The sequence below is a fragment of the Lentzea californiensis genome, from assembly GCF_024648825.1.
Taxonomy (GTDB): Bacteria; Actinomycetota; Actinomycetes; order Mycobacteriales; family Pseudonocardiaceae; genus Lentzea; species Lentzea californiensis.
Genome location: NZ_JANBBE010000001.1, coordinates 1,155,868 through 1,178,267, shown reverse-complemented (window position 1 = coordinate 1,178,267; position 22,400 = coordinate 1,155,868). Strand labels below are relative to the sequence as shown.

Below are 22,400 nucleotides of genomic sequence, written 5' to 3'. Positions count from 1 at the left end.
TGATCATGGCTTTTGCAGAGTGGTTTGCTCCTCAGGCGCAGGGTGTGGAGCACTCGGCCTCGGCCTGCGGCGGTGGCTCTTCGGCTTGCTGGAGTCATCGATGGCGTGCTCCGTACGAGCAATGCCGCCGCGTCGGCTCCTCGCCGGTGACCGGGCCGCGAACTACGGAGTCGGAATCTGCCACTCCCAACCGCCACTGCCAGCCATTCCGAACAGCGGGGGCCGGTACGTGATCGTCCCACTCGTGTTGCGGGTGTCGAGTGGCAGTTTCCCGCGATAGGTCGAGGCTGGCGCGAACGGGCTCGTCGGCAGCCACTCCTGCTGGTTGTGGCACATGAACGCGGCCCCGGTCACGAGGGCGGTCTCGGTGACGCCGTCGGGGCCGACGATCGCGAAGTCGTGCCCCGTGACAAGCCATCCCTGGTCAGCCCGGAACTGCGGCGTGGTCTTCACGGTGAACGTGAGCACGATGCGATGACCATGTTCAGGTTTCTCGACGAACTCGCCTGTGCACTTCGGATCGACTTCGATCGCGTCCACGCTGAAGTCCGCCTGCTGTGCGCCTGTCTGCTGGTCCGAGAAACCAGCCGTCTGCCCCATGCCCTTCACAAGGAGTCCGCGAGGCGACCTCGACGATGCAGAGGTCGTGCTCGACGGAGCAGTAGACGCAGCAGAAGACGAGGTGCTACTTGGCGGTGCGGAGAGCGGTGGCGGGGTCGACGCACAAGCGGCTGAGGCTGCGGCCACGACGGTCAGGGCGATAGCGGTTCGACGCATGCCTTCACGGTCGGTACTGACCGAAATGTCGTTACGTCCCAAACTCGCAAGATCAGCCGGGGTTGTCGACGACCGAGGCTCCTCCGTTCGGCCTTCGCAAGATCTCGCATGATCTGCAAGGACGACGAAGTCTCTTGGAAAGTCGGGGTACAGCACCTCGCCCGATCGGACGAGGGAGAGACCGGCCAACCTCTCGGACGTGTTCTCGAGAGCCGGGTTGATGTCGAAGCAAGGAGCCGTGAGGTCCTCATGACTCCGAATGAGAGCAGGGCCCCTGTGGAAATTCTCCACAGGGGCCCTGATTCAGTGCGCTCGGCAGGATTCGAACCTGCAACCTTCTGATCCGTAGTCAGATGCTCTATCCGTTGAGCTACGAGCGCGTGTATTCAATTGTAACCGATCCTCAAGAGGCTCGGCCTTGCGGAGGCTCCGGGATTTGAACCCGGGATGGGGGGTTACCCCAAACCGCATTAGCAGTGCGGCGCCATAGACCAGACTAGGCGAAGCCTCCCGGGACCATCCTTGGCCACGGGACATAGGTTACACAGGTCCTCAACCGAGTTGCAAAACGCCCCCCTCCTACCCCTGAACCTGCTGGTCAGAGCACGTTCAGAGGGTCGAAGAGGGGCGTTAAACGCCTGGTCGCCGGATGCGGAGTGACCTAGATCATTCCGAGGCGATTTCCAGGAACGGTTGGAGGGACTCGGGATTGCGCAGCGCGCCTCGGCTGACGGCTCGGTCCGGGTCCATGCCGGCGAGGATCTTCTTGACCGGGACCTCGCACTTCTTGCCGTTGAGGGTCCTTGGGACCTCGGCCACGGCCACGAAGCGGTTCGGCACGTGGCGCGGGGACAGGGACGCGCGCAATTCGCGGCGCAGCAACGGTTCCACGTCGGGCAGCGTCACGCCGTCCAGCACGACGAAGCAGAGGAGTTCGCCCTCGGTCACGCCCGAGGTGTCGATCACCAGGGAGTCGATGACGCCCTCGATCGACTCGACCACGCGGTAGAACTCCGAGGTGCCCATGCGGACGCCGCCCCGGTTCAGGGTCGAGTCGGAACGGCCGTAGATCACCGCCGAGCCTCGCGGGGTGATGCGGATCCAGTCGCCGTGGCGCCAGATTCCGGGATATGTGTCGAAGTACGCGTCGCGCAGGCGCGAGCCGTCCTCGTCGCCCCAGAAGTAGACCGGCATGGACGGCATCGGCTTGGTGATGACGAGCTCACCGACCTCGTCGTCCAGGGCGTTGCCGGCCTCGTCGTACGCGAAGACCGCGGCGCCCAGGGCTCGGCAGGAGAGTTCGCCCAGCCAGACGGGGCGGTCCGGGGAGGCTGCCACGAAGGCGGTGCAGAGGTCGGTGCCGCCGGAGACCGAGGCGATCTGGACGTCCTTGCCGACGGCGGAGGCGATCCAGCGGAAGCCTTCCGGGGTGAGGGGTGCGCCGGTCGAGCCGACGACCCGCAGGCCCGTCAGGTCGTAGCGCGCCGACGGCTCGATGCCCTCCTTCAGGCACGACTGGACGTACGGGGCCGAGGTGCCGAAGTAGGTCACGCGGTGTTGTTCGGCCAAGTGCCACAACACGTTCAGCGACGGGAACGCCGGGCTGCCGTCGTACAGGACGATGGTGGTGCCGACCATGAGGGCACCCACCAGGTAGTTCCACATCATCCAGCCGGTGGTGGTGAACCAGAAGAAGCGGTCGCCGGGGCCGAGGTCGCTGTGCAGGCCGAGCATCTTGAGGTGTTCCAGGACGATGCCGCCGTGGCCCTGGACGATGCCCTTGGGCAGGCCCGTGGTGCCCGACGAGTAGAGCACCCACAGCGGGTGGTCGAACGGCACCGGGGTGAACTCCAGCGCGGCGCCCTCTTGAGCCGCCACCAGTTCCGCGAACGACAGCGTGTCCGGCAGGGTCGAGCCGTTGTCCAGGTAGTCGATCAGGACCGTGGCGCGCAGCGACGGGATCTGCGCGCGGATCTCCTCCACGACCGGGCGGCAGTCGAACGAACGTCCGTTGTAGACGTAGCCGGAGACCGCCACGAACACGACGGGCTCGATCTGGGTGAAGCGGTCGGCCACGGCGCGGGCGCCGAAGTCCGGGGAACAGGACGACCACGTGGCGCCGAGCGAGGCGGCCCCCAGGAAGGCGATGAGGGCCTCGGGGGCGTTGGGGACCAGCGCCACCACCCTGTCGCCCTGCGAGACGCCCAGGGAGGCCAGCGCGGCCCGGAAAGCGGCCACGCGCGAGCGCAGGGCGCCGAACGTCAGGGAGGAGGTGACGCCGTCTTCGCGGTGGAAGATCACGGCCAGGTCGTCGTCGGCTCCGCGGCGCAGCGCGTGCTCGGCGTAGTTCAGGGTGGAACCGGGGAACCACTCGGCACCGGGCATGTCCGTGGACCCCAGCACACGCGACGGCTCGGTGTGGAACCTGACGTCGAAGTACGAAGCCATGGCGCCCCAGAACCCCTCGAGGTCTGAGACGGACCACTCCCACAGCGACTCGTGGTCGGGGAGGTCGCGGCCGTGCTCGGAGAGCCAGGCCCGAAAGGCGGTCATCCCGTTGTCCCTCGTGGGGTCCGGGCGCCACAGCAGTTCGACGTCGGTGTCGGTCATGCCCCATGTCTAACCGAGGCACAACCGCACGTCCATGTGTGATTGGCGGACTTGCGGTAGCCCGCCGGTGTGGAACTATCCCGCCGCGATCAACTCGTCGACGGCGCTGGTCAGGCGTGAGGCGTCGGCCGGTGCCAGCACCAGCCAGCCGTCCTGCCTGCGCAGGAGGTAACGGCCCTCGCGGGTGTCGAGCCACTGCACCGATCGGCCGGTCGGGCGGGGCACGCCGTCGCGGTTGCGAGCGGTCAGGCCCAGCTCGCCGCCGCCGATGCGGGACGTGACTATCCGCACCAGGTTGTGCGCCTCCGGCTCGCGGATGCCCGCGTCGCGCAGGACTTCCAGGAACGCCTGCTTGCCGTCCTGCTCGCCCGCCTTGCCCGCGCGGACGTAGTCGTCCCAGCGCACGTTCACGGCACGGCCGTTGCCCGGCGCGAGGCCGGGCAACGACGACACCGTGGCCGAGGCCAGCGACGTCGGGCGGAACGGGTACAGGTGCACGTCGCCGTTCACGCGGGCGGCGAAGGCACCGCCCCAGCCGGCGCACGCGATGCCGCGGGCCAGTTCGGTGCCCTTGAAGTACGCGATCTCCAACGCCCGGTCGAACTCGCCGAGGCCGCTGACCAACGCCCTCAGGTCGGGGTCCGGGCGTTGGACCGTGCCCAGCCGGCGAGCCTGCAACGTCCGCGAGCTCTCTTCGACGAGAGCCTGCCGCGCCGCCCGGGTGGCCCCGAAGTGGGGCGTGCCGAGCGGCACGACGCGGTCCTCGCCGTGCACGGCCTGCCACAGCAGGAAGAACTCCTGCGAGCTCACCGTGTACTGGCGTTCGATCACTGACCGATCACCGGCGGGGCCGCCTTGCGGTCCAGGCCGAAGACGTTGTCGTCCTCTTCCAGGTAGCTCGCCGTCTTGTGTTCCTTGGAGTCGTTCTGGCCGCCGCCGGCCACGGGGGCACCGGCCATCGGCGCGCCGCCCATCGCGAGCGGGTTCTGGAACGCCTTGGTCGTGTTGCCGGGTGCGGCCGAGGCCGCGGCTGCCGCGCCACCGGCGCCACCACCGCGCGAGCCCTCGCTCACACCGGCCGAGCCACCGGCGGACGCGGCACCACCGGCACCGCCGGCGGCAGCACCCTGGTTGCCGCTGCCGGAGGTGAACGGACGGGCCATGCCGCCGAAACCACCACCGCCTCCAGCGCCACCACGGCCACCGGCGCCTCCACCGCCGAAGCGCGAGGAGGCGTTCGTGGTGCCGCGGTTCTGGTTCTGCGTGCCGGTCGCGACGGGAGCACCCGCGGCACCGCCCGCACCGCCGTCCGTCGGTGCCGGCGTGCGTCCGGTGAGGTCGCCGACGACCGGGGCCGGGTTGATCGGGTTGACGGGAGGCGTGAACTGCGCGGGCACGGTCTGGTCGACCGCGGCCGAGTTGCGCTGGAACGCCGCCATCACGTCCGCCGCGAGGCGGTGCGAGGCGTCGTTGGCCGCGAGGGTGTCGACGGGGCTGGTGCCGATGGTCTCGAAGCCGGCGAACTCGGTCTGCGGCTGCGCGATCAGACGCGGTTCCCGCAGGCCCGCGGCCCCGAAGCCGTCGATCTGCTCGACCGGCTGCAACCTGTCCTGCAGCACCGGCCTGGGCAGCGCCGTGTCCGCCGGCACCGGCGCTGCCGGCGCCTTGGGAGGCGGCGGCATCGCGGCACGCGCGGCCTCGACGTTGCTGGTCTCGGTCGTGATCGCGGCCGAGACCTTGGTCGCGTAGTTCGCGGTGTCGTCGACCCAGTTGGTGACCTCGGTCAGACCGTCACGGGCGAGCCGGGCCGACTCGCTGTCCCAGCCGACCGACGAGTCCTCGACGGCCTTGAGCAGGCTCGTGCGCACGCCGGCGATGTCCTCGCCGATCTTCTTCCAGTTCGTGGCGGCGGCCTGGGCACCGTCGAGGTTCACGCCCGTGTGCACCATCTTGTACAGCGCCTCGTGGCTGTACGTCATCCAGTCGACCGGCTCGTGCAGGTCGTTGCGGTCGTACTTGCCGTCGCCGTGGTGCGACGACTTGCCGTCCTTGTCCCCGTTGCCCTTGTTGTCATGCGATCCGTGGCTCACCAGGACCCCCCGGTGTTCTTCATCGACTTCTCGGCCTCTTCGTCGGCGTCGCGAATGGTGTCGCGGTTGCGGCGCAGGGCGTTGCCGATGTCGTCGAGGACCTTGAAGAGGTCCAGCAACGCCTTGGCGGCACCCGAGTCCTCACCGACGGCGAGGTCGGCGAACCGCGCGCTGATCGCCTTCGCGACCGGGTTCTCCCCCAGCTGCAACGGTGTGGCCAGCTGGTCGGTGGCGCGCTTCCACAGGTCCATCACCTGGTCCCGGGCCGCATCGACGGCCTTGATCAACGCATCCGCGGCGTCGACGTCGAGCGTCAGCTTCCCGCTGTCCGCCGCCTGGTCGAGCTTGGCCGCGGCGTGGCTCGCCTCCGCCTTGTCCGTGAGCATCTGCTGCTGGAGAACAGGCTTCGCCGCCGCCAGCTGCTCAGCCGTGATCGGCACGGTGGTCGACGTCGTGACCGGCGGTGTCACCGCTGGTGTCACCGCCGGCGGTTCCGCCGGTGGTGGTGCGGTGCCCGTCGTCGCCGCGCCAGTCGTCCCGGTACCTGTCCCAGTGCCTTCAGCCATCCCTTGTAACCCCCTGCACTGCTAACTCGTCACCGCAGCACTGGGTGTTACGCGCAGCTACACCCAGTCAGCCGTCCGAAGCACTCCTTAGATGTACCTGGAGGACGGTTCGGTTCCAATCCGCCGTAAAGACCCTTACCTCATGTGAGCGTCGAACCAGTTCAACGCACGAACCCACGCTTCGTCACTCGAAACGTTGAAACGGACCACATCTGACGCGGTTTCGGAGCTGATCACAGCATCACGAAGCTTGCTCACTTCTTCCGAGTCGTCGTCGCTGAAGATGCCGAGCCACGGGCACGTGAGGTCGGCGGCGACGTCGACCAGCGCGGGGAGGCCGTCCGAGAGCGGCTCGAGGATGCCCGGTGCCTGCACGGTCACGGCCGCGCCGATCGTGCGGCTGGCGGCGACCACCATGGCGACGGTGCCGCCGATGTCGAAGCCGACCACACCCATCCGGTCCGCGCCCACCCCCTGTTGCCCCAGCCAGACGAACGCGACGTCCGTGTCCACCAGCAACCGGTCGCCGTTGAGCTTGCTGACCTGGTCCTTGATGTCGTCGCCGTGCACCCGGTCCGCGTCGTAGAGGTGCGGCGCGATCGCGAGCCAGCCCTCGTCGGCGAGGCTGCTGACGAGCGTGCGCACGCCCGCGGTGATGCCGCGGGCTTCGTGCAGCACCACGAGTCCACCCCGCACGGCGGAGTCGGGTTCGGCGATCGTCACCCGCAGCTCCCGGCCGTCGGTGAGGGAAAGCGTCTCGGTGCGGGTAGTGGTCATGTTTCCCACCCTTCCACGCGGGGGTGAACCCCAGTCAACGTGACCAATCGGACGGAGCAATGCGAGGATCGGGGCCATGACCGTGCGAACACGTGCTGACCTGGCGTCCCTGCCCTCCTACGTGCCTGGCAGGACCATCCCCGGCGCCATCAAGCTCGCGAGCAACGAGGTGTCGGCCGGACCGCTTCCGAGCGTCGTCACAGCGATCGCCGAAGCGGCCACCGGCATCAACAGGTACCCCGACTCGGGTGCCGTCGAACTCACCGGGCGGCTGGCCGACAAACTCGGCGTGCCCGCGGACCACCTGGCGATCGGCTGCGGCTCGGTGACCCTGTGCCAGCAGCTCGTCCAGGCCACCTGCGCCGAGGGCGACGAGGTGCTGTTCGCGTGGAGGTCGTTCGAGGCCTACCCGATCGTCTCCCACGTCGCGGGCGCCCGGCAGATCCGCGTGCCGCTGAACTCGGAGCACACGCACGACCTCGACGCGATGCTCGCGGCGATCACGCCGAACACGCGGATGGTCTTCGTCTGCAACCCGAACAACCCGACCGGCACCGCGCTGCGCACCGAGGAGATCGAGGCGTTCATCGCCCGCGTGCCGCGCGACGTGCTCGTGGTGCTCGACGAGGCCTACAAGGAGTTCGTGGACGACGCCCACGTCCCGGACGGCGTCGAGCTCGCGAAGCAGCAGTGGGCCGCGGGCCACAACAACGTCGCCGTGCTGCGGACGTTCTCGAAGGCGTACGGCCTCGCGGGCCTGCGGATCGGCTACGCGGTCGCGCCGCCGGTCGTCGCCGACGTGCTGCGCAAGGTCTACGTGCCGTTCTCGGTGAACGCGCTGGCCCAGGTGGCCGCGCTGGCCTCGCTGGACGCCGAGGACGAGCTGATGATCCGCTGCCGCGCGATCGTGGCGGAACGGGGTCGCGTGCGCGGCGAGCTGCTGGCCATGGGCTTCGAGGTGCCGGAGACCCAGGCGAACTTCGTGTGGCTGCCGCTGGGCGAGCGCACGGGCGCGTTCAACGAGCACTGCCTGGCGCACAAGGTCGTCGTGCGCGCGTTCGTGGGCGAGGGCGCACGGGTGACCATCGGCGAGCCGGACGAGAACGACGCGTTCCTGGCCGCGGCTCGCGCGTTCACTTCATGAGCAGCTGAACGATCGCCGCGACTCCCACCACCACGATGACGCCGCGCAACACGGCGGGTGGGAGTTTGCGGCCGATCTTCGCGCCGATCTGGCCGCCGACCACGGACCCGACGGCCAGCAGCAGCACGACCAGCCACGCCACGTCGGCGATGAAGATGAACAGGACGCCGGCGACGAGGTTCACGAACGCGGTGAGCACGTTCTTCAGCGCGTTCATCCGCTGCAGGTGCTCGCTGACGAGCACGCCCATGATGCCCATGACCAGCACGCCCTGCGCGGCACCGAAGTAGCCGCCGTAGATGCCGGCGGCGAAGACGCCGAACCACAGCAGCACGCCGCCGTCGTTGTCGTTGCGCCGGTGCGAGAGCTTGCGGTTGAGCCACGGCTGGATGAGCACGAGGACCAGCGCGATCACGATCAGCACCGGCACGATGGCGGTGAACGCCTTGTCCGGCAGCGTGACCAGCAGGATCGCGCCGATGATGCCACCGAGGATGGACGCGGGCAGCAGGCGCTTGATGCGGTCCGACTGCCCCTTCAGCTCCTCGCGGTAGCCCCAAGCGCCGGACAGCGAGCCGGGCACGAGGCCGAGGCTGTTGGACACGTTCGCCACCACGGGCGGGTAGCCGACGGCGAGCAGCACCGGGAACGTCACGAGGGTGCCGCTGCCCACGACGGTGTTGATCCCGCCTGCGAACACACCCGCGATCACCACCGCGATTGCTTCCCAGACCGTCATGTCACCCCCAGGTACCCGATGGTTCGCGACGCTAACACTCCGTTCGGACCAGCGAAGTGTGGCGCTCATGACAACAGGCCCGGCACTCAGAGTGAGCACCGGGCCTGTTGGTCGAAATGCGGTTACGCGATCTGGCGGCGCCGTCCGATCAGGTTGACGCCGAAGCCAAACGCCACGAGCAGCGCGCCCAGCAAGCCGAGGCCCAGCACGGACGCACCGGTCTTGGCGAGCGCGTCATCGGTGCCGTCACCGGCTCCACCGGCTCCACCAACCGAGGCAGGAGGCGCGGTGGTGCCGGGCTTCTGGTCCTCCGGCAGCTGGTAACCGGGGTCTTCGACCTCCGGACCAGGCTCGAGCACGACGACCTGCACGTCATCGGACGAGCTCGCGCTGACCCGGAAGTACTGGCTCCAGTACAACCGGGCCTTCCACGGCCCGACCACGACCGGCTCGTACTCGCCGACCGGCACGTTGGTGAACGCGAATTCGCCGTCGTCGCCCGAGATCGTGCGAGCAGTCACCTTCTTGGTGATCCGGTCGACGAGCACGACAGCGGTCTTGACGACGCCGTCACCCTCGAAGCTGCCGTCGTTCTCGTCGTCGTGGACGAGACGACCCTTCGCACCGGCGGTCTTGCCGGGGACTTGAGCCCACGCGACCGCGGTCGGGTACCCGGTCTGACTCGGGCGCGGGCCGAAGTCGCAGGAGACGCCCAGGAAACCGGCGTCCGCGGCGCCCTCCGGCTGAGGGCCGGTGACCCGGATGACCCTCGTCTCGCCGTCTTCGAGCCGGATGCCGGGACCGCCCTCGCGGACGTCACCCCAGCCGGGACCTGCCCACACCGCACCGGGGTCGTGGCACATGGCCGCAACGCCCTCGAGCGCCGCACCGCTGTTGTTCGTGAGCGTCAGGTCGATCGAGTAGTCCTCGCCGGCCGCGTACACGGCCTTGCCGAACTTCGCCGTCGCGGTGAACTTGTCCGAGAGCGGACGCACGGCCCTGAGCTCGATCACCGTCGTCGCGTCCGCACTGATCGTTCCGGTCGCGCTGTCGTAGCCGACGGTGACCCAGCCGTCAGGAAACTGCGAGTACGTGTAGTAGGTGCCGATCTGCACGTCGTCGAACCGCGCCCGGCCGGTGGCGTCGGTGCGCTCCTGCCTCGAGAGCCCGGTTCGGACGCCCGCCAGCGTGACGTCGAGGTCCCCGAACTCCTCGCCTGAGTCGTACTTGCCGTTGCCGTCCTTGTCCCCGTAGGCCAGGACCTCGACGTTGCCGGTGAGCCTGTGAACGCCGGCCTTGATCTGGACCTTGTTGTTGCTCTGGTCGGAGTCGTTGTAGATCTCGATGTTCGCCGAGAAGCTGACGGTGTTCAGGAAGTACGACGAAATCTCGCCGGTGATCACGACGACGCGGCTCTCGCCCGGCTGAAGAACGACCTGCTTCATGTAGTTGCTGAAGTCGCCCCACTGGCGCAGGTCGTACCTGAGGTGGTCCTGCGGCTTCTGCATCTCGTCCACGAATCGGGCATAGCCCGCGGCGGTGCCCTTGTTCTCGACCTTGACCGTCACCCGGGCCAGTTCGGTGCCCTCGTAGGTGGCCTTGTCGAACGCCGCGGTCACCGCGATGTCCGGCGCGACCTTCGACGGGTCGGGCACCTCGGGGCCGGGGACGACCTCGAACACCGGTGCGGTGCTCGTCTGGTCGGCCTGGACGTCGAAGACGAACTCCTTGCCGTCCTTGGGCTTCCACTGGCCGAGCACGACGAACGCGGTGTTGCCGGCCCGCATGTCGTAGGTCTCGAACTGGCCCTGGTAGCCGAGCTGGGAGTCACCGACGGGCCGGCGGGTGACCGGGTCGATCGCGACGATCCGGCCACGCTCGACCGGGTTGCCGGTCGAGGCGTCCACCACGTTGCCGCGGACCGTGCCCCTGAACCCGTTGACGCGGGCCCAGTCCGAGCCGCCGACGTAGCCGAACGAGTTGCGGCCGTCGTTGCCGAAGTTGCAGGCGACCGTGACCTGACCGAGGGTGTCTGCGGGCACCTCGTCCGTGACGTGGAACACCTCGGTCTTGCCGGCGCCCACCGTGACACCGGGGCCGTCCGGGTTGAACTGCTCCCATGCCTTGCCGATGCCTTCGATCAGGCCGGGGACGTCGTTGGTGTACGGGTTGCAGACGGCGACAACGCCCGTCAGCGCCACGTCGGACTTGTTCTTCAGGGTGATGCTGATGCCGACCGGATCGGTCTTCGCGTAGGAGTCGCGGTCGAACGCGACCTGCACCTCGAGCGCGTCCGACACCGGCTTCACGGCGGCGACGGCTAGCTTGGTGTCCTCGCCCTTGCGGACCACGAAGTTGCTGATACCCGGCTTGACCGCGTGGTTGTTCCCCTGGCTGCCGACGAGCTGCACGATCCGGTAGTCGCCGACCGGCAGGTCGGTGTAGGAGAATCGGCCCTGGCCGTCCACCGGGACGTTGCCGCGGCTCGTCTTCGGGACACCGCCCTCGACCAGAACGCTGTAGCCAGTCAGGGCCTCATCGGCGTCAGGCGTGCCGTCGCCGTCCTTGTCGACGAACAGCACACCGGACGCGGAACCGTAGGCCCTGCGGATCGACGTGAAGCCGGTGCCCGAGTTGTCACCGGGCGTCGCATCCGCGACACCGTCGACAGTGGCCCGAAGCGTGGCGGACACGTTCGTCGCCCGGTCGTAGCTGACCTCCGCAACGATCGTGATGACCTCCTCACCACCGGCCGCGATGGTCGGCCGGGAGAGCAGAGCGTCGTAGCCCGACTTGAGCGTCAGGTCCTGCCGGTCGAGGCTGAGACGCACGTCTTTTGCCACCGCGTCACCGACGTTGCGGATCTTGATCGTGATGACCAGGTCCTCGCCGGGCAGGTACTCGGCCTTGCCGAAGCCCACCGAGACCGAGAGGTCCGGACGCGGGCTCTGGGACTTCACCTCGGGCGTCTGCGCGGCCTCTTGCTCAGGCTCGGCTTTGTTCTCAGCCTTGTTCTCGGGCTTGTTCTCAGGCTGTGGTGCCGGCGGGACCGGCGTGCTCGACTCCGTGGTGGGCGCCTCGCTCGTCGGCGTCGAAGACGGCGGCGCGGGCTCACTCGACGGTACTGGCTCCTCGGTGGTCGGAGGCGCGCTCGACTCGCTCGTCGGCGTGGGTTCGATGCTGGACGTAGGCGTTTCCGGCTCCTGCGCCAGTGCGCCGGTGGTGGCGCCTCCTAGCACCAGGACGGCAGCGGTGGCCAAGGCCCCGAATCTGAGCAGGGCACGGCTGACCGATCTCTCGGACAAGGAAAATCCCCCAAAACCCCAATTGATGAAGGTCCGCAGACGTCTGAGCCCCCGCACGCGTCCAGCAGACTCGCGCAAGCTACCGGACGAACCACACATCGCGAAAGATGTTCACAACATCAACATTCCACTCTGGACGGTGGCGTTGCGCCTTCCGGCGGCCTGCTGCGGGAGCAGTTGGGTGTGAAATGGAGAGCAATCCGCCGTCAGAAGCGCTAGAAGCCGGCCACAGTTCAGTGGCCGGCTTCTTCGTCTGCACGTACCCCTCAGCCACTCACAGGAGCTGCTTCGGGTCGTCCCACTCCATCCGCGCGACACCATCGGCGTCCGGCACCACCGCGTACAGCTCGGCCAACGCGGCATCGGCGAGAAAAAGGTCGAACCCAGCACCGGTCACCTCGGCCAGTTCGGCCTCGTCGTCGACCCCGAAGGGAAGCTCGCGGTAGACCAGTTCGCCCGGTGCCAGAGGCGCGCCGAACGCGGTGAAACCCCTGTCCAACAAGTGAACCCGCAGATCAGGTTCCACCGCGACACTGACAAGCGATCGGGGCCTCATCGCCGAGATCACCTCGTCCGCGTTCTCCGGAGTCACCAGGAACCACCGGCTGCCGCGCACCCCGAACGCCCACCGCTCGCTCAGCAACGTCGTCCCGTTCTGGGCCGCAGCACGCACCGCGGACCAGAACTTCTCGTCCGTCACCGACTCGACGACGGCCTCCTCCTGACTGGTATCCGGCTCGGGCGGACGCCATCCCACGTCCAGATGTGTCCACTCCACACCATCCACCGCGTCGAACACGTCCTGCGACGTGGGCATGAACACCCAGCCGTTCCAGCTGAGCTCGATCCGCAAGGCATCACTGACCAGTACGAAGAGAGGGCTGGACCCGCGGCCGACCGCCGCCGTGTAGAGGTCGGCTGCCTGGGCCGCGGGAACGCCGGCACCGTTGCGCAACCACGAGAACTCATCAGGCAGCGGCTCGTGCACCGTCAAACCGCCGACCTCGAACACCTCGACGCCGCTCGCCTCGATCGCGATGCTGAACAACTCGCGAAGCTCTCGCGCGTACTCGGGCCAGCCCGGTGCCTCGTCCAGCTTCGAGCCGACTTCCTCGTCCAGGGGGACGACGACGATCTGCAGCTTCACTTACCCTTCCAATACAGCTCCACGAGTTGGTCACCTTCGAGCACTAGATCGTAACTTCCGTCCCTCGCCGAGTCCTTGGTGCTTTGGAACGCGTTCTTGCTGTTCGACCCCTTGAAGACAGCGCCGAGGTGTCCGGTCCGGTCGTAGGTGATGTACTTCGGCTGGCCTGCGCCCGCCTTCTTGTTGAGCCAGATGTACGGCCCCTTCGACTTTCCGTTCGGCAACGAATGCTTGCCCGTATTCACGTACCCCAGGAACGTCGCGATGTCGTCCGCCTGGTCGTTCGTGAAGTTCGGTCCCATTTTGCGTTCGCCGCCGGGCTTCTTCTTGGCGCAGTTGTGGACCAGAACGGGCGTGTCGCCGGCCGCCACGTAGAACGTGTTCACGCCCTGCACCGTCAGGTCGTACACCGGCTCGAAGTGAACATAGCGCCGGACATCGGACACCACCGGCCGTGAGCCGTCCGGCGCCAGCAGAGTCTGCCCTGGTTCGAGCTCGCCCATCTTGGTGAAGACGCCTGCGGAGTCCGCCCACACCTCGTGCCACGAGGTGCCGTCGACAGAACCGGTGGACCCGTCGGCCCCGCGCACGACCAGTTCGGTCATGTCGCCCTCGTTCGTGTGGACGAAGCGGTTCTCCACGACGCGGTCTGTCGTCTCGCCGGTCTCGGGCTCAGTGGCCTTGACAGTCTCACCGATCTGCACCTCGGAGATCGGCTTGCGGGTGCCGTCCGCCATGACGACCTTCGTCTCGGCGACGAAGCTGTTCAGGCAGTCGATGGCGTCGCCGGCGTAGCCCTCTTCTTTGCGCGTCAGGTTGATGAGCGGTGCGGCGCGCTCCGCCTTCAGCGCCGCCGCGCCGATCCGGCCCAGCCCGCCGAGTGCGTACGGGGCGAGCGCTTCACCGCAGCCCTTGACGGACGGATCACGCACGCAGTCGATGACCGCGTCGATGCCGAGCATCATCATCATGAACTCGTCGGTCGTCATCTGCTGCGGCTTTACCGGATGCTTTCGGTTCCACTCGGCGCGGTCCGCACTCTTCATCGACGGCAGGTTGAACGCGGGCTTTTCCTTGGTGCCCTGTTTGGCTGGTGGCGGGCAGTACGCGACCCACGGCGACAGCGTCACCGAGATGACGATGAAGTAGATCCCGGGCTGGTTCACGCGCGGGCCGATGAACCCGTCGTTGATGGCTATCCAGCCGATGTAGCGGCTGACGCTCATCTGCATGCTGTTGCGGTTCGCGATGGCGAGGTCGCTCAGGGCGGTGATCGCGCGGAGGATGCCCTGGAGGCCGAAGCCCACGAACGTGTAGCTGCCGGCGGACAGCAGGCCGGACGGGTCGCTCAGCGTCGTCGGGTTGTTGTCCGCGTAGACGTACCCCGTCAACTGCTGGGCGTTGTCGGTCTCCAGAATCGGGTCGACGCTGATGAACCGACCGGTGGACGCGTCGTACTTGCGGGCGCCCACGTCGGCCAGGCCGGTCGAGGCGTCCACGGGCTTGCCGAGGAAGCCCTTGTCGTCCGGCCAGTAGCCGCCGAGGACGTCACCGATCTCGTTGCCGTACGGGTCCATCGCCCTGCGAACGACGCCGAAGTCCATGGAACCGACGGCGACCATCGCGGTGCCGTGGTGGTCGGAGACGAGGTACTTCGGGTTCGCGCCACCGACGCGCACCGCCACAGTCACACCGTTGTGCGAGTAGTAGCGCGTGCCGGTCACCAAACCGGTGTTGTTGTCCCGGCTCAGTTCCTGGCCCGGCAGATACACCGTTGTGCGACCCGGATCTCGGCGCACGAGTTGCTCACCGTCGGCGCCGTAGGTGTAGCGGGTGGTACCGCGCGGGGAAGTGACGGTTTCGAGCCTGTTGTGCTCGTCCCAGGTGAGGGTCTGCTGTCCGTTCGGCAGAGTGCGGCGCACGGTGTTGCCGGTGGCGTCGTAGCCGTAGCTCGCCGCGATGGTGCCGTTCGCCGACGTCGTAGTGGTGCCCGCGAGCGCGTGCGGCTGCGCGCCGCCGTCCGCCGGGTAGTCGTAAGTCGTCGTGGTCTCCGGCTTCGCCGCGCCGGTGAACGCGTGCTGGGTCTGGCTCGCCCGCGTGCCGTTCGGCTTGAACGTCCACGAGGTCCAGTACGCCGCCCGGCCGCCGACGGTGTGGGCAGACGCGGGCGCGGCACAGTCGTCGTTCGCCGTCCACGCCTGGTTCAGGCGGCGCAGGGTGTCGTAGGTGAAGCACTGGGTGCGCACCGGCGCCTGTCCCTCACGGCCCTGCGTGTTCACCATCTTGGTCAGGTTGCCGACCGGGTCGTACGAGTACCTCGTGTCGTCGACCTGCGCGTCTGCCTGTTGCGCCGAAAAGTTCGTCCGGGTCAGTCTGCGGGTCTGAGGGTCGTACTCGTAGGTCAGCCACGTTGTCCTTGCAGGACGTCGAGGCGACCTACGCGGAGCCTCGGCCCGGCGACTATGGTCCGTACATCAGCACGGGAGCGATGACGGCGGCGAACGCCGTGGCAGCGATGGAGACCTCGGCGAAGACTGCTCCAAACCTGCGCACGGTGCTCATGGCGGTCGGTGGGGCGGACATCCTGGCCGGCAAGTCAGCGGCGACGGTGCAGCAGGACCTGTCCAACGCGTTGAAGGCGTCCAGCCCCACCGGGGTGAAGCGGACGGTTCGCCCCGACGGCAGCCCGGTGCACGTCATCTTGACCACAGTGCCGCCGCTGGGACTGGACGCGAACGATCCACGTGAGGCACAGCGCAGGCAGCTCAACAACCTGATCGTGAACAACTTCACCGACTTCGGGTCCGACGACCTGGTGGACTTCGACTCGGCGGTGCGATCAGGTGCGGATCAAAGCAAGATCGATGGTCAATACCTGACCAACGGCGTGCTCAACGACCGGTACCACGACCGGATCGCGCAGATCATGGCGGATGCGTGTGCGGATTTCCCGCCGCGCGCCGAACTCTGATCCACGTAGCACGAACTCAGGCCGGGCGGATGGCAGATCAACTGCGTTCCGCCCGGCCTGCTGTTGTGTCAAGAGGTCCTGCGACGCGGCTTGTACGCCGTCGTGAGCGTCGGCAACAACCAGCAGTCCGTGCCGGCCGGTGTACCACCCCTGCGCGACGAAGAACGAGTTCGCCAAGCCCTGGCCGAACACGCCGCTGACCAGGTTGCTCACATCTTCGGGCATCCACTCTGGACAGTGGTGTGAACGACGGGGCGTTGGCGGGTCAGGAGGTCCTGCGGCGGCCGGCGACACGAGCGCCGAGACCGAACGCCACGAGCAGCACGGCGAGCGCTCCGAGTCCGAGCACGCTGGCGCCCGTCTTGGCGAGCGCACCACCCGTGTCTCCTCCGGCGTGCTGATCATTACCGCCTGGTGGCGTGACGCGTGGGGCCGGCACCACGAAGAAGTCACGTTCCGTCAGTTCGCCGCCCCTGATGTCCGCACGGCCCTCGTCGCCCTCGAACTTCCACGGTCCGTCGACCGACGCCCAGAACTCGCCGGGCGGCAGCTCACCGAAGCGCATCACCCCCTCGGCGTCCGTGACCGTCTCCGCGAGCTGGAAGCCGTACTCCCTGTCGGTCATCAGCAGGACGCGGGCACCGGTGACCGTCTCTCCGGGGTCCACGACGTGGTTGTCGTTGCGGTCGTGCGCGAGCCTGCCCTTCAACGAACCGATTCCGCTCTGGAAAGCGGCCCAGTCGAAGGCGAAGGGAACGTCGGCGTTCTCGACGGGGTTCGGCCCGAAGCTGCAGGCCAGCACCGCCATCTGCCAGATGGCGGCACCCGCGGGTACCGCTTCCTCTACGACGATCGTCTTCGTCCCGCCGGCGGCGAGCGTGACACCGGGACCGCCCTCGCGGAGATCTCCCCATCCGGGAGGCATGGGGTTGTCGAAGTTGCCGCCGAAGTGGTTCACCTCGCCTTGGAAGTTGCACATGGCCTTGATGCCGCGGATCTCGCGGCCGGCGGTGCTGGTGAACCTGATGGTGATCTTGGCGGTCTCGCCCAGCACGTAGGAGATCTTGTCCAGCTCGGCGGTCGCCGTGAACAGTTCGGTGTACGGGCGCTCCGCCCGGACGGTCAGGTCGAGCGGCTTGCCCGGTTCGACCCGCACGTTCGAGCTCTGATCCTCGGCGTGCACGATCCACCCGCCGGCCAACCGGAAGCTGACGTTGTAGTCACCGGACGGGATGCCCTTCGCGGAGAACCTGCCGTCGGCGTCCGTCACGAGGCGATGGGACGTGTGCGGGGTACCACCGATGAGCGAGACCTCGGCGTCAACCGCCACCTCGCCCTGGTCGAGCCGCCCGTTGAGGTTCTCGTCGGTGTAGACGACGCCGCCGAGATCGCCCACGGTCTGCACGACCTCGGCCGTGGCCCGGAAGCCGGAGGTGTCCCGCATGCCGAGGTGAACGACGGCCCCCACCACCGCGAGTTCGCCGTCGGCGATGACGCTGATCCGGCCCGAGACGCGGAGAGTGCGGGACTCCCCGGCGGGGATCCGCCCACCGGAGGAGTACGGCCTGAACTCTCCCCACTGCTCGTCGGACAGAGACAGTCCGTCGAGCCATTCGACCCGGACCTGTTCGGCGGCCTGGCCACCGGTGTTCGTGATGGTCAGCTCCAGGTGAACCGTCTCGTGCGATTCGTACCGAGGTTTGTCCAGCTTGACCTCGACCCGCAGTTCCGCAGGGGTCGTGGACTTCAGGAACCGGTACCCGAACCCGCCCTTCCCGGTGATGACCACCCGCTCCTGAGCCGAGTCGGCGAACGTCCACGGCCCGACGACGACGGCGCGGTACTCGCCGATCGGCAGGCCACCGAACTCGATCTTGCCGTCCGCCCCGCTGGTGGCGTCGGCGGCCCACGCCCCGGTCCGCGCGTCCAGCAAGACGACCCTGAGGCCGTCCACCGCTTCGTCGCCCTCGATGCGTGCATCGGCGTTCCTGTCCTCGCCGAACACCATCGTGTAGGCGCCGGCACCACCGCTCGCCTGCGCCTGGACACTGATGGTCGGACCATCGGTGTTCCAGCCGGCGTTGGGTGCGAACGCGCATCCGAGCGATACCGAGCCCATCAGGCTGGCCGCTTCGGGGATCTCCTCGTCGATCGTCATCGTGTACTTCTGCCCTGCATCGAGCGTGAGGCCGTTCGCCAGGAGCGCGTCCCAGCCCTTGCCGCGGCCGAGTGCCTCCGGCCTGCTCCGGCTCTCGCACCGGGGCTTGATGCCGTAGATCTTGCGGTTGCCGGTGTTGCGGAAGTTCAGCGTGATCCTCGCGGTCGCCGGGAGGCGATAGCTCTCGCGGTCGAGAGTCGCGATGACCTCGAACTGCTCGCTGTACGGCCGTTCCGCCCGGGCCGTGACCTGGGTCGTCTCGTTCGCCCTGATCGTGATCAGGTCACCGCCGGCGTTCACGTGGTGCACGACCCAGCCGTCGTCCATGGTGTAGGTCGGGGCGTAGGTGCCAGGTGCGAGGTCGCGGAAGACGAACTTCCCGTCCACGTCACTCCTCGCCGAGCGCTTGTCCGAATCGCCGTTGCCCAGGAGCGACACAAAACCACCGGAAACTGCCTCGCCGGGGTCCTGCACTCCGTTGTCGTTCTTGTCGGCGTACAGCACTCCGGAAACGCTGTCCTGCTGCTGCGCCTGGACCGATGGCGGCGGCGTGGACTCCGAGGGCGGCGGTGCGGAAGTCTCGGTGGATGCGGGCGGTGTGCTCACGGGCTCGGACTGCGCGAGGGCGGTGCTGCTGAAAGCCAATGCCGTGACGGTGGCGAGAACACCGATCTTGAGCACGGCGCGGCTGACGAATCTATCGGACAACGGTTCCCCCCGAGTCCCAGTGACGTGCGAAAGTACCGCAGGCCCACGACGTGCCGAAAGGGTTTCGGCCAGGGCGAAAACGCGGTCAAGATTTTCTTCGGACCGGGCAACCAAAGGCGCGCGGAAAGCGTGAGCATCGCGGGCACTACTCTGCTCTGGAGTCGGTGGCATGCTGGTCTGCGTGACGCCCGACGATCTCGCGCACCTGCGCCGGGCACGTGACCTGATGGACCGCGAGTACGCGCGGCCGCTGGACGTGCCCGCGATGGCCCGTGCCGCGCTGATGTCGCCGTCGCACTTCGCCCGCCAGTTCCGCGCGGCGTACGGCGAGACCCCGTACAGCTACCTGATGACGCGGCGGATCGAGCGGGCCAAGGCGTTGCTGCGCCTGGGAACGTTGTCCGTGACCGAGGTGTGCGTCGAGGTCGGCTGCACCTCGCTCGGCTCGTTTTCCGCACGGTTCACGGAACTGGTCGGAGAGACGCCGTCGGCTTACAGAGCTCGCGCTCATGACGCGTTGGCCGGGGTGCCGGGATGCCATTTGATGGGGCTGACGCGACCGAGCAGATTTCGAGAAGCGACGCGCTCACCGCGTGCCTAGGGTTTCGCCCATGAAGCTTTCGCACACGTTCCTCTTCGTCCACGACCAGGACGCCGCGCTGAAGTTCTACCGCGACGTCGTCGGGCTCGAAGTGCGCACGGACGTCACCATCGAGGACGGTTACCGCTGGCTCACCGTCGGTCCCGCCGAGCAACCGGACGTCGAGATCGGCCTGTCGCGCATCGGGCCGCCCGCGCATCCGACCGACCACGAGGCGCTGGAAGCGTTGCTGGCCAAGGGATCGCTGCACGGCGTCATCTTCGTGATCGACGACGTGGACGCGAAGTTCGAGCAGGTGCGCACCGCCGGGGCCGAGGTGATGCAGGAGCCGATCGACCAGTTCTACGGCGTGCGCGACTGCGCGTTCCGCGACCCGTCGGGCAACATGATCCGCTTCTCCACGCCCCGCACCCAGGGGTGAGTCGCTGTCGCGCTCGTGAGCGGGCGTGATTACCTGGCCCACGTGGTAGCGCTCTCACGGCCACCTGGGCCAAGGTCGGTCTCATGCGTGCCATCACCGCGGTAACAGCCCTGGCCTCGTCCCTGGTGCTGCTCGGCTCCACAGCGAGCGCAGCCACCGACCCCGCTCGTGACCTCTCCGCGCGGGTGAGCGCGGACGGCGCCCAACGCCACCTGATCGCGTTCCAGCGCATCTCCGACACCCACGGCGGCAACCGGGCCGCCACGACCACCGGCTACGCGGCCAGCGTCGACTACGTGGCCGGGCGGCTGCGCGAGGCCGGGTTCGACGTGACCACACCGGAGTTCGAGGTCAGGCGGAAGGTCGACGACGCGGGCCGCGCGACCGCCGGCGGGGTCTCGCACGAGCTCGTGCCGTTCGGCGACACCCCCAACACCCCGGACGGCGGCCTCACCGCGCCGTTGCGGGTCGTGCCGGAGGACGGCACGCCCGGTTGCGAGGCGAGCGACTTCGCCGGGCAGGACTTCAAGGGTTCAGTCGCGTTGATCCGGCGCGGTACCTGCACGTTCGTCGCCAAGTACGCCAACGCGGTGAACGCGGGTGCGGCGGCCGTGATCATCTCCAACAACGTCGACGGCCACCTCGACCTGACCGTTCCCGGCACGATCCCGGGCGGCAGCGCCTCGAAGGCCGGCGGCACGGCGCTCGCCGCGCTGGCCGGGCAGTCCGTCACGCTCGACCTGCGCCACCACGACGAGGTCCACCTCGACCGCAACGTGATCGCGCAGACCCGCACGGGCCGCAAGGACAACGTTGTCGTCGCGGGAGCGCACCTCGACAGCGTCGACGCGGGGCCGGGCATGAACGACAACGGTTCCGGGTCGGCCGCGCTGCTCGAAGTGGCGCTGAAGATGGGCTCCCGGCCCAAGCTGCCCAACGCCGTGCGCTTCACGTGGTGGGGCGCCGAGGAGGCCGGTCTGATCGGGTCGCGCGCCTACGCCTCGGCGCTGTCGTTCGAGCAGCAGCTCGACATCGCGCTGTACCTGAACTTCGACATGGTCGGCTCGCCCAACCCCGGCTACTTCGTCTACAACGACCCCGGGCTGCCGTACGGGTCGAAGCATGTCGAGAAGGCGTTCAGCGACTTCTACACGGCCCGGAACCTCGGCCCGGAGGGCCTGAACGTGCGTGGTGCCAGCGACTACGGCTCGTTCACCGCGCTCGGCATCCCTGCGGGCGGCATCATCTCCGGCGGCGGCGAGGTCAAGACCGTGGCGCAGGCCGCGAAGTGGGGCGGCACGGCGGGCGTGGAGATGGACCCCTGCTACCACCGCGCGTGCGACCACCTCGGCAACATCAACCGCGAGGCGCTGGGCCGCAACGTTTCCGCCGCGGCCCACGTCATCGCCTCGTACGCCGTCACCACCGAAGGCGTGAGCGGCGTCCCGTCCCGCGTGGAACGGGCTGCTCTGCGTTAGCCCAGGTTGTTCGTGTCGAACGTGTTGCAGCGGGCGGGGTCGCCCGTCTGCAACCCGGTCGTGAACCACTTCTTGCGCTGCTCCGAGCTGCCGTGGCTGAACTGGGTCGTGTCGACCCGCCCGCCGCCGAGCTCGCTCTGGATGAAGTCGTCACCGATGCGCGCCGCCGCGTCGAGGGCGGCGTCGACGTCCTCCTGCGTGATGTTCGAGATCAGGGGCTGACCGTTGGCCGACGGGACGGTCGTCGCGGCCTTGCCCCAGGCGCCCGCGTAGCAGTCGGCCTGCAGTTCGAGGCGCACCGAACCCGAGGTGGGACCGGTCTCCCGGCCGACCCGGTCCGAGGTGCCGAGCAGGTTCTGCACGTGGTGGCCGTACTCGTGGGCGAGCACGTAGGCCTCGACGAACGGGCCGCCGGTCGCGCCGAACTTGGTGCGCAGCTCGTTGAAGAAGTCCAGGTCGATGTACACCTGGGAGTCCGCGGGGCAGTAGAACGGGCCGACCGCGGAGGTGGCGTTGCCGCAGCGGGTGTTCACGCTGTTGCGGAAGAAGTTGGTCTTCGTGACCTGGTAGGTGTTGCCCGAGCGGGCGAACTGGTCGGTCCAGAAGCCCTGGATCGAGTTGATCGTGGCCAGGACCCTGCAGTCGTCGTCGCGGTTCGCGTCGGCTCCCGTCTTGCACTTGTCGAGCAGCTGGCCGGACTCGACCTGGGTGTTGTTGCCCAGGCCCTCCAGCCCGCCCGCGGGCAGCTGGATGCCGGTGAACTGCTGGACCAGGAAGTAGATGATCAGACCGACCACGCCGAGGCCACCACCGACGCCCGCGACCCTGCCGCCTGAGCCTCGTTGGTCCGAAACCTGAGAAGTGTCGAGTTCCGCGCCTTCGTTGAACTGCACCGCATCCTCCTGCCA

17 protein-coding genes and 2 tRNA genes are annotated in these 22,400 nt (G+C 68.1%); 5 read left to right on the top strand and 14 right to left on the bottom strand.

The window, feature by feature from the left end; translation table 11 throughout:
• Positions 1–162: 162 nt before the first annotated feature.
• The 8 genes from LX88_RS06185 to LX88_RS06150 all read right to left on the bottom strand — a co-directional run bounded on the left by LX88_RS06185 (position 163) and on the right by LX88_RS06150 (position 6,820).
• Positions 163–609, bottom strand: a complete 447-nt coding sequence (locus LX88_RS06185) for a hypothetical protein (protein ID WP_258946824.1) — start codon at positions 607–609, stop codon at positions 163–165.
• A gap of 475 nt (positions 610–1,084) precedes the next feature.
• Positions 1,085–1,157 (bottom strand) — tRNA-Arg (locus LX88_RS06180).
• A gap of 41 nt (positions 1,158–1,198) precedes the next feature.
• A tRNA-Ser gene (locus tag LX88_RS06175) sits at positions 1,199–1,288 on the bottom strand.
• A gap of 155 nt (positions 1,289–1,443) precedes the next feature.
• Positions 1,444–3,387, bottom strand: a complete 1,944-nt coding sequence (locus LX88_RS06170; RefSeq protein WP_258946823.1) for an acetoacetate--CoA ligase — start codon at positions 3,385–3,387, stop codon at positions 1,444–1,446.
• A gap of 75 nt (positions 3,388–3,462) precedes the next feature.
• A complete protein-coding gene (locus tag LX88_RS44190; RefSeq protein WP_258946822.1) occupies positions 3,463–4,218 on the bottom strand; it encodes an ESX secretion-associated protein EspG in 756 nt (251 codons plus the stop codon).
• Positions 4,215–5,477 (bottom strand): PPE domain-containing protein, encoded by a 1,263-nt coding sequence (locus LX88_RS44185; RefSeq protein ID WP_258946821.1) that lies wholly within the window; start codon positions 5,475–5,477, stop codon positions 4,215–4,217. The genes LX88_RS44190 and LX88_RS44185 overlap by 4 nt, the downstream gene beginning before the upstream one ends.
• On the bottom strand, positions 5,474–6,043 hold the full coding sequence (locus LX88_RS06155) for a hypothetical protein (RefSeq protein ID WP_258946820.1): 570 nt from the start codon (positions 6,041–6,043) through the stop codon (positions 5,474–5,476). Before LX88_RS06155 ends, LX88_RS44185 begins: the two co-directional genes overlap by 4 nt.
• Before the next feature lie 135 nt (positions 6,044–6,178).
• The gene (locus LX88_RS06150; protein WP_258946819.1) at positions 6,179–6,820 is read right to left on the bottom strand and encodes a dienelactone hydrolase family protein; all 642 of its coding nucleotides are present in this window, start codon (positions 6,818–6,820) and stop codon (positions 6,179–6,181) included.
• Positions 6,821–6,896: 76 nt separating this feature from the next.
• On the opposite strand from LX88_RS06150, the gene hisC reads away from it, so the two are divergent.
• Complete coding sequence (gene hisC / locus LX88_RS06145; RefSeq protein WP_258946818.1) at positions 6,897–7,964, top strand: histidinol-phosphate transaminase; 1,068 nt, start codon at positions 6,897–6,899, stop codon at positions 7,962–7,964.
• On the opposite strand, the gene LX88_RS06140 is transcribed toward hisC, so the two are convergent.
• From LX88_RS06140 to LX88_RS06125, 4 genes are all read right to left on the bottom strand, one after another.
• Positions 7,954–8,703: a sulfite exporter TauE/SafE family protein gene (locus tag LX88_RS06140; RefSeq protein ID WP_258946817.1), complete on the bottom strand. Its 750-nt coding sequence runs from the start codon at positions 8,701–8,703 to the stop codon at positions 7,954–7,956. The genes hisC and LX88_RS06140 overlap by 11 nt on opposite strands.
• A 122-nt stretch (positions 8,704–8,825) precedes the next feature.
• Positions 8,826–11,963, bottom strand: coding sequence for a COG1361 family protein (locus LX88_RS06135; protein ID WP_258946816.1), 3,138 nt, complete (start codon positions 11,961–11,963; stop codon positions 8,826–8,828).
• A gap of 319 nt (positions 11,964–12,282) precedes the next feature.
• Entirely contained in the window at positions 12,283–13,155 is an 873-nt protein-coding gene (locus LX88_RS06130) for a hypothetical protein (RefSeq protein WP_258946815.1), read from the bottom strand.
• Positions 13,152–15,437, bottom strand: coding sequence for an RHS repeat-associated core domain-containing protein (locus LX88_RS06125; RefSeq protein ID WP_258946814.1), 2,286 nt, complete (start codon positions 15,435–15,437; stop codon positions 13,152–13,154). Before LX88_RS06125 ends, LX88_RS06130 begins: the two co-directional genes overlap by 4 nt.
• 128 nt (positions 15,438–15,565) lie before the next feature.
• On the opposite strand from LX88_RS06125, the gene LX88_RS06120 reads away from it, so the two are divergent.
• Positions 15,566–16,126 (top strand): SGNH/GDSL hydrolase family protein, encoded by a 561-nt coding sequence (locus LX88_RS06120; protein ID WP_258946813.1) that lies wholly within the window; start codon positions 15,566–15,568, stop codon positions 16,124–16,126.
• A gap of 265 nt (positions 16,127–16,391) precedes the next feature.
• Here LX88_RS06120 and LX88_RS06115 read toward each other — a convergent pair whose 3' ends face one another.
• A complete protein-coding gene (locus LX88_RS06115; protein WP_258946812.1) occupies positions 16,392–18,992 on the bottom strand; it encodes an SdrD B-like domain-containing protein in 2,601 nt (866 codons plus the stop codon).
• A gap of 181 nt (positions 18,993–19,173) precedes the next feature.
• On the opposite strand from LX88_RS06115, the gene LX88_RS06110 reads away from it, so the two are divergent.
• From LX88_RS06110 to LX88_RS06100, 3 genes are all read left to right on the top strand, one after another.
• Complete coding sequence (locus LX88_RS06110) at positions 19,174–19,593, top strand: helix-turn-helix transcriptional regulator (RefSeq protein ID WP_258946811.1); 420 nt, start codon at positions 19,174–19,176, stop codon at positions 19,591–19,593.
• 10 nt (positions 19,594–19,603) lie between these two features.
• Positions 19,604–20,014: a VOC family protein gene (locus LX88_RS06105; RefSeq protein WP_258946810.1), complete on the top strand. Its 411-nt coding sequence runs from the start codon at positions 19,604–19,606 to the stop codon at positions 20,012–20,014.
• An 83-nt stretch (positions 20,015–20,097) separates the two neighbouring features.
• Positions 20,098–21,492 carry a M28 family peptidase gene (locus tag LX88_RS06100; RefSeq protein WP_258946809.1) on the top strand — a complete coding sequence of 465 codons (1,395 nt, stop codon included), beginning with the start codon at positions 20,098–20,100 and terminating at the stop codon, positions 21,490–21,492.
• On the opposite strand, the gene ypfJ is transcribed toward LX88_RS06100, so the two are convergent.
• Positions 21,489–22,385, bottom strand: a complete 897-nt coding sequence (gene ypfJ, locus LX88_RS06095) for a KPN_02809 family neutral zinc metallopeptidase (RefSeq protein ID WP_258946808.1) — start codon at positions 22,383–22,385, stop codon at positions 21,489–21,491. The two genes, LX88_RS06100 and ypfJ, sit on opposite strands and share 4 nt — an antisense overlap.
• Between the last annotated feature and the right edge of the window lie 15 nt (positions 22,386–22,400).

Excerpts from the sequence above, each read along its gene's own strand:
- LX88_RS06170 (WP_258946823.1), bottom strand. The coding sequence starts at position 3,387 with ATGACCGACACCGACGTCGAACTGCTGTGGCGCCCGGACCCCACGAGG.
- LX88_RS06155 (WP_258946820.1), bottom strand. The coding sequence starts at position 6,043 with ATGGCTGAAGGCACTGGGACAGGTACCGGGACGACTGGCGCGGCGACG.
- LX88_RS06150 (WP_258946819.1), bottom strand. The coding sequence starts at position 6,820 with ATGACCACTACCCGCACCGAGACGCTTTCCCTCACCGACGGCCGGGAG.
- hisC (WP_258946818.1), top strand. The coding sequence starts at position 6,897 with ATGACCGTGCGAACACGTGCTGACCTGGCGTCCCTGCCCTCCTACGTG.
- LX88_RS06140 (WP_258946817.1), bottom strand. The coding sequence starts at position 8,703 with ATGACGGTCTGGGAAGCAATCGCGGTGGTGATCGCGGGTGTGTTCGCA.
- LX88_RS06125 (WP_258946814.1), bottom strand. The coding sequence starts at position 15,437 with ATGGTGAACACGCAGGGCCGTGAGGGACAGGCGCCGGTGCGCACCCAG.
- LX88_RS06105 (WP_258946810.1), top strand. The coding sequence starts at position 19,604 with ATGAAGCTTTCGCACACGTTCCTCTTCGTCCACGACCAGGACGCCGCG.
- LX88_RS06100 (WP_258946809.1), top strand. The coding sequence starts at position 20,098 with ATGCGTGCCATCACCGCGGTAACAGCCCTGGCCTCGTCCCTGGTGCTG.